A 5,482-nucleotide genomic window follows, 5' to 3' on the forward strand; every position below is an offset into this window, starting at 1 on the left:
GCCGCCCGCGCACCCCGCACCAACTCCCGACGCTGAGCCTCGGTCACCACCAAATCCGGGCCCGATCTCGGCCGCCCCGTCCTCGCCACCGCCGAATCCTACAATTAGCCAACGGATTTCAGGCGCGGAACACTAGCAGCGGGGTAGCAGTTTGCTGCTGCGCGGAGAGAAGTTGCAAGCAACTCAGTGGCGGGATATTGGACTGGTGATCGCGGCAAGCATCGGCGCCGCGCGGCGTGCTGCTGCTACCGTTTCTCGGGGCGGCCCTGTTCGCGCCCCGGGCAACCAGAATCGTATTCGTCCTTACCTGAACTTCCACCGCTCTCGGATTACTTGCCGGTGCCGCAGGTCAGGACGGTTACTGTTGCCCCGACCTTTTCGGATTCCGAACGATCCGCCGGATGCCGACTCGCGCGTATGAGCTGGCTGCCCTCAGTACAAACCAGTTGCCTCAGATGACGGTTGCCCCGCAGGACCCAAGCCGTCGACGAGTACCGCCATTCCCACTCCGGGCACCGCTGGAGTCTAGCAGGCACGTTGCAAAAGTAGGCATTTCCCCCATACCCCCCCGGGGCCCACGCGTGAAAGGGTCACCAACACTACGACTCAGTCGGTCACACATTATCCACGGACTCGGATGAACCTTTACGACCAATCGACCTGGCCTGGTCATCATGATGGAGCGGCTGACAAGGATAGGCAGAACATGCATACAGTGATGCGGAGATTCGCCTTTGGCCAAAGCTTCAGCCAATTGACCCTAACCGGCGTCCCGGTCGGTCACCGTGTCGGGCATTTCTGTTGCTGGCCCGGGAGAACTCTATGAGGGCCCTCAAGCCGCTCTGTCACCCGCAGAGCGTGCCCGCAACGCCTGACGCTAAACCCGTCAAGAGCCAGGGAGCAATGGTGTCCCCCGGGCTACTCATAGCAGTTCGACGAATCGGAGGCGAGCGCGGCACCATGTCACGATTGCGGCGGCGGATTCTGCGGCTCCTCGTCGTCACGGTCGTACTTGCCGTGTTTCCGGGCGTTCTCGGCGCGGTAGCGACGGCACAGGGCGGCGCAACGACTTCCGCTGGGAGGCCGGGCATCGCCGCACTGGAGTGGACCAATATCCGTGACTCGTCCGGGGCCCGGCTCACCGACTACTTCTTCGCCACCAGCCACGGTAGCTTGCTGAACCCGCTGGAAACGGTGGTGTCCGCAGTCATCGTTCTGGAGTTCATCGGGTACATGGTTCTCGTAACCGCTGCGATTTGGGCGATCGGCTACGCAATCAGCTATCAATGGCTCGATCCGTTCGGGCGTGCGCTCACCGGTGTCGCCGAATCGCTGACAGGTCAGATCGCCACGCCGCTCCTGCTGACCACCTCCGTGGCGATCGGCGCATTCTTCGTCGGATGGTTCGTGGTGCGTGGCTACCACGCGAAAGCCATGTCCCAGGTCGTGACGATGGTGGCCATTGCGGTACTCGGTCCTCTCTTCTTGGCCGAACCTCTAGCTGACGTCCTGTCCGCGAACGGCCTTCTGGCCCAAGGCCGTGATCTGGGAATTTCCGTCGCCGCAGGCCTCAACGGCCAAACAAACCCGAATCCGGGCCAGCTCGTCCCGAGCCTGCAGGCCGGTCTGGCCGACAACTTCGCTCGCCGTCCGGTGCAGGTGTGGAACTTCGGTCACACTCTCGACCAGTCACCACAATGCAACGCGGCATGGACAGCGGGCATTCGATCCGGAGATGAGTCGCGGGTCTTGAACGGACTCGCGGCATGCGGCGACTCGTCGGCACAGGCTGAGGCACGCCATCCGGGGATGGGCCAGATCGGCTCCGGTCTGGTACTCCTGGTGTGCGGTACGGCGGTGCTCATTTTCGCAGTGCACCTCGGGTTCAAGATCATAAAATCCGCCCTCGACACGATCTACCACGGCTTTATGGCGATTTTTGGTTTCGCGTCAGGCGGGTTCGTCTACGGTCCAACTCAGTCCTTTCTTGTACGCAATATTGTCGACGGTTTCGTCGCAGCCGCGAGAATGACGATCTATACGATCTTCCTGGGGGTCTACGTGCTGTTCCTGGATAATCTCTTCAAGCAGGCCGGAAACCAGGTCATGGCAGTCATTGTCATCGCGTGTATCGTCGAGTTCATCGCGATATCACAGCTGAAACAGCTGAGCGCCGGACTCAGCCGAGGAAACGAGTGGATCGCCAACCGGTTCTCCCTCGCGATACAGGGCAGCAGGACCGGCGGCGCGGGCTCCACCTCAGGAATGGGCACCGCTTTCACAGCGCGTTCTTTGCCGTCGACCGACGGGCCGTCGGCCTTGGGCCGAATAGTCACGACCGCAGCGATCATGCAAACCCTGAATACCACTCCGCTGGCCGGCTGGATTTTCGGTCGGAAAAACCCTTTAGACAAAGACTCGAAGAAACGAAACGAAGCCGAGGTAGATGGCTGGCAGCTCACTACCAGCAAGATCGGTGGCATGAAGGTCAGTGGCCGCGGAGGGCTTGCGGCCGGACTCTACGCAGATCGAGCAGTCCTCGCCAAGTCCGCCCAGAGAGGCTTACACGAATCGATCGCTGCCGGCCACGGCGGCGTAAATACACACCGCGGCGCCGCTGCCGCAGTCGATGAGGTGCTTCGGTCCGGCGGTAGCCTGCCACAGGCTTATCACGCGCTAATGGGCGCAGGGTTCACTGATGAGAGGCTTATCAGCGACGCTATCGAGGCGCACGGAATGATCTTGCAAATGAAGGAAGATGAGACTCTCACCGACAATAATCTTAACAAACTGATCGCAGGTGCTATTCTCGCCGATGCAAAAACAACTCCCGCCCGCGTCGCCGCACTGGAACGAGCCGCACTGAATTATAGAAGTGTGAATTCAGAACATGTCGCTCTCCGCGGTACCGAACGAGATCACACCACGCCATCGGGAGTTGTCCACGACTATATGAGCAACCCCACCAAGGAAAAGCTCAAGCAGATACAGAAGGTGGCCGATGGTGAAATCGGAGAAAGTGAGGCGTCCTACAGCAGGAATGAAGCGGCTCGAATGCTCAGACGGATCAGTTTCGAGCATTCCAATAGAATATCGAATGCTGTCGGAGAATATGTTGCCGATACCGGCAACCCGGACTTCGCTCGGTCGCTCAAATCCGAGTTGAGCGCCGCACTGGATACCGACCGCTGGGCATCGGGAGTGAGTAGGACACCAACGAACAGCCTCGCACCACCGAGCTGATCACCGGGATCCATGGCGCGGCGACCGCTCAGCGCTTCGCGATACGACCCTCATGACCTGCAATTGAGCTTGCTGGCCCGAACGGATAGTGACACGCTGTGCTCACAGTACCGACTTACGACGATGTGATGGCTGCCGGCCGCCGCCTCGCCGGTCACGCCCACCGGACACCTGTGGTCCGCTCTCGTTTGATCAATGCGCGGCTCGGCCTGGACGCGGTGTTCAAATGCGAGAATCTGCAACGCGCGGGCGCTTTCAAGTTTCGCGGTGCGCTCAATGCGGTGACCCGGCTCACCTCCGAACAACGCGCGAACGGAGTCGTCGCCTACTCCTCGGGAAACCACGCCCAAGCGATCGCTCTAGCGGCTCGGCTGCTCGAAGTACCCGCCACGATCGTCGTCCCGGAGGACGCACCGGTCACGAAGGTTGCCGCGACCAAAAGCTATGGCGCGGAAGTTGTTTCCTACAATCGATACAGGCAGGATCGGGACCGGATCGCACAAGCCATCGCCACGGAGCGCGGTGCGACTTTGATTCCACCATACGATCATCCGGACATCATCGCAGGCCAGGGAACCGCGGCGCTGGAACTTCTCGAAGAGTCGACGTTGGACGCGCTTTTCGTGCCGGTCGGCGGCGGCGGGCTGTTCTCCGGTTGCACCCTCGCCGCGCGAGCGCTCACGCCCTCGTGTCGCCTGATCGGCGTGGAGCCTGCAGCGGGAAATGATGCTCAGCGATCTCTTCGCGCGGGACGCATCATCCACATCGACACCCCGCAGACCATCGCCGACGGCGCGCAGTCCCAGTGCCTGGGCGAGCTGCCCTTCGAAATCCTGAGTCGCGGGGCCGTCGAAATTGTTACGGCCTCGGATGCCGAGTTGGTCCACGCTATGCGTGTGTGCGCAACCTACCTGAAGCTGATCGTCGAGCCCACCGGATGCCTCGGCCTCGCCGGGCTACGGTCCATGGCGGCCCAATTACCAGGAGCGCGCGTCGGTGTCGTCATCTCCGGCGGCAACATTGATCTGCACCGCTACGCCAGCATGCTCAGCGGTGTATGAGATGCGCTAACCCCAGAGTTTCCCGGCGGGATCAAGTCGGTGAAGGCTGAGATCGTGAGCCTTAGGTTACCGCCCATACGCGCCTCGCCTACATCGTGCGAGTTGACGTCGGCGGCGTACAGAGCCTGTGGTAGCGCCCCCGGTGCGCCCGCAGCAGCGCCCCGAAGACGCTCTACGGGCGCGCTCCCGTCCGAGCTGGGCGGGAGGCCACCAACCCGAACACGACAGCGGACGCCACCGCTACGACTCGAAGAACGTTGCTGTCAGCGGCATGAGAGGTTCGACCGTCATGGTCGGCTGCCAATGACCGCTAAGACTGTGTCTCACGTCGTTGTGACTGGTTGTCGGTGGGTCGCGATGGACTGTGATCGGTTGTGGTGCATGATGTTCGGCCGTGTCGGACAAGTTGTCGAAACGTCTCGTACCGGACGAGCTTTGGGCGATGGTGGAGCCGTTGCTGCCGAGGTTCGAGCCACGACCGCAGGGTGGGGGTACTGCTCCGGCCGACGAGCGGGCGGTGTTCACGGCAGTGGTATTCGTGCTGACCAGCGGGTGTGCGTGGCGGATGCTGCCGCCGTCGTTCGGGGTGACGGTACCGACGGCGCACCGCCGGTTCACGGCGTGGACCGAAGCCGGTCTCTGGCGGCGGCTACATCGCGCGATACTCGATGAGCTCGGCAGCGAGGGGTTGATCGACTGGTCGCGTGCGGTGATCGACGCAGCAAGCGTCCGGGCGAAAAGGGGGGATCTCTGACCGGCCCGAGCCCGGTTGACCGCGGCAAGTCCGGCTCGAAAATCCACGTACTGTCCGACCGCTGGGGAATACCACTGTCGGTGGCGGTTTCGGCGGCCAACACCAACGATGCCGAGGCATTGCGGCCGCTGGTCAAAGCGGTCCCCGCGGTTCGGTCGCGGCGCGGTCCGCGTCGGCGCAAACCGGCCAAACTGCATGCCGACAAGGCGTACGACAGCGCCGAGCTGCGGCAATGGGTGCGTGATCGGGGTATCGCCGTCCGCATCGCGCGCAAAGGCATCGATTCCTCGCAGCGCCTCGGCCGCCACCGCTGGGTCATCGAACGCACCATGTGCGCCGCGAAAGCGGCGTGTCGTATCCCCGGCCCAGCCGGGAGGAACTTGGAGGGAGGTTCCTGGGTCGAATGGCTGACCTGATGCCGAAA

General features: G+C 62.3%; 2 protein-coding genes and 1 pseudogene. All 3 read left to right on the top strand.

The genetic code is table 11. From position 1 onward, the window contains the following. Nucleotides 1–960: 960 nt before the first annotated feature. The 3 genes and pseudogenes from ABZW96_RS37150 (at nucleotide 961) to ABZW96_RS37160 (ending at nucleotide 5,469) form a co-directional block, all read left to right on the top strand. Nucleotides 961–3,243 (top strand): hypothetical protein, encoded by a 2,283-nt coding sequence (locus ABZW96_RS37150; protein WP_355081531.1) that lies wholly within the window; start codon nucleotides 961–963, stop codon nucleotides 3,241–3,243. Between the two features lie 98 nt (nucleotides 3,244–3,341). Then, complete coding sequence (locus ABZW96_RS37155; RefSeq protein WP_355081533.1) at nucleotides 3,342–4,304, top strand: threo-3-hydroxy-L-aspartate ammonia-lyase; 963 nt, start codon at nucleotides 3,342–3,344, stop codon at nucleotides 4,302–4,304. Nucleotides 4,305–4,698: 394 nt separating this feature from the next. Further along, nucleotides 4,699–5,469 (top strand): annotated as a pseudogene (locus ABZW96_RS37160) (IS5 family transposase). Nucleotides 5,470–5,482: the final 13 nt, after the last annotated feature.

The sequence above is a fragment of the Nocardia sp. NPDC004168 genome, from assembly GCF_040610355.1.
GTDB lineage: Bacteria > Actinomycetota > Actinomycetes > Mycobacteriales > Mycobacteriaceae > Nocardia > Nocardia sichangensis.

Bases quoted from the DNA above. Each gene is read 5' to 3' on its own strand.
- ABZW96_RS37150 (WP_355081531.1), top strand. From the start codon at position 961: ATGTCACGATTGCGGCGGCGGATTCTGCGGCTCCTCGTCGTCACGGTC.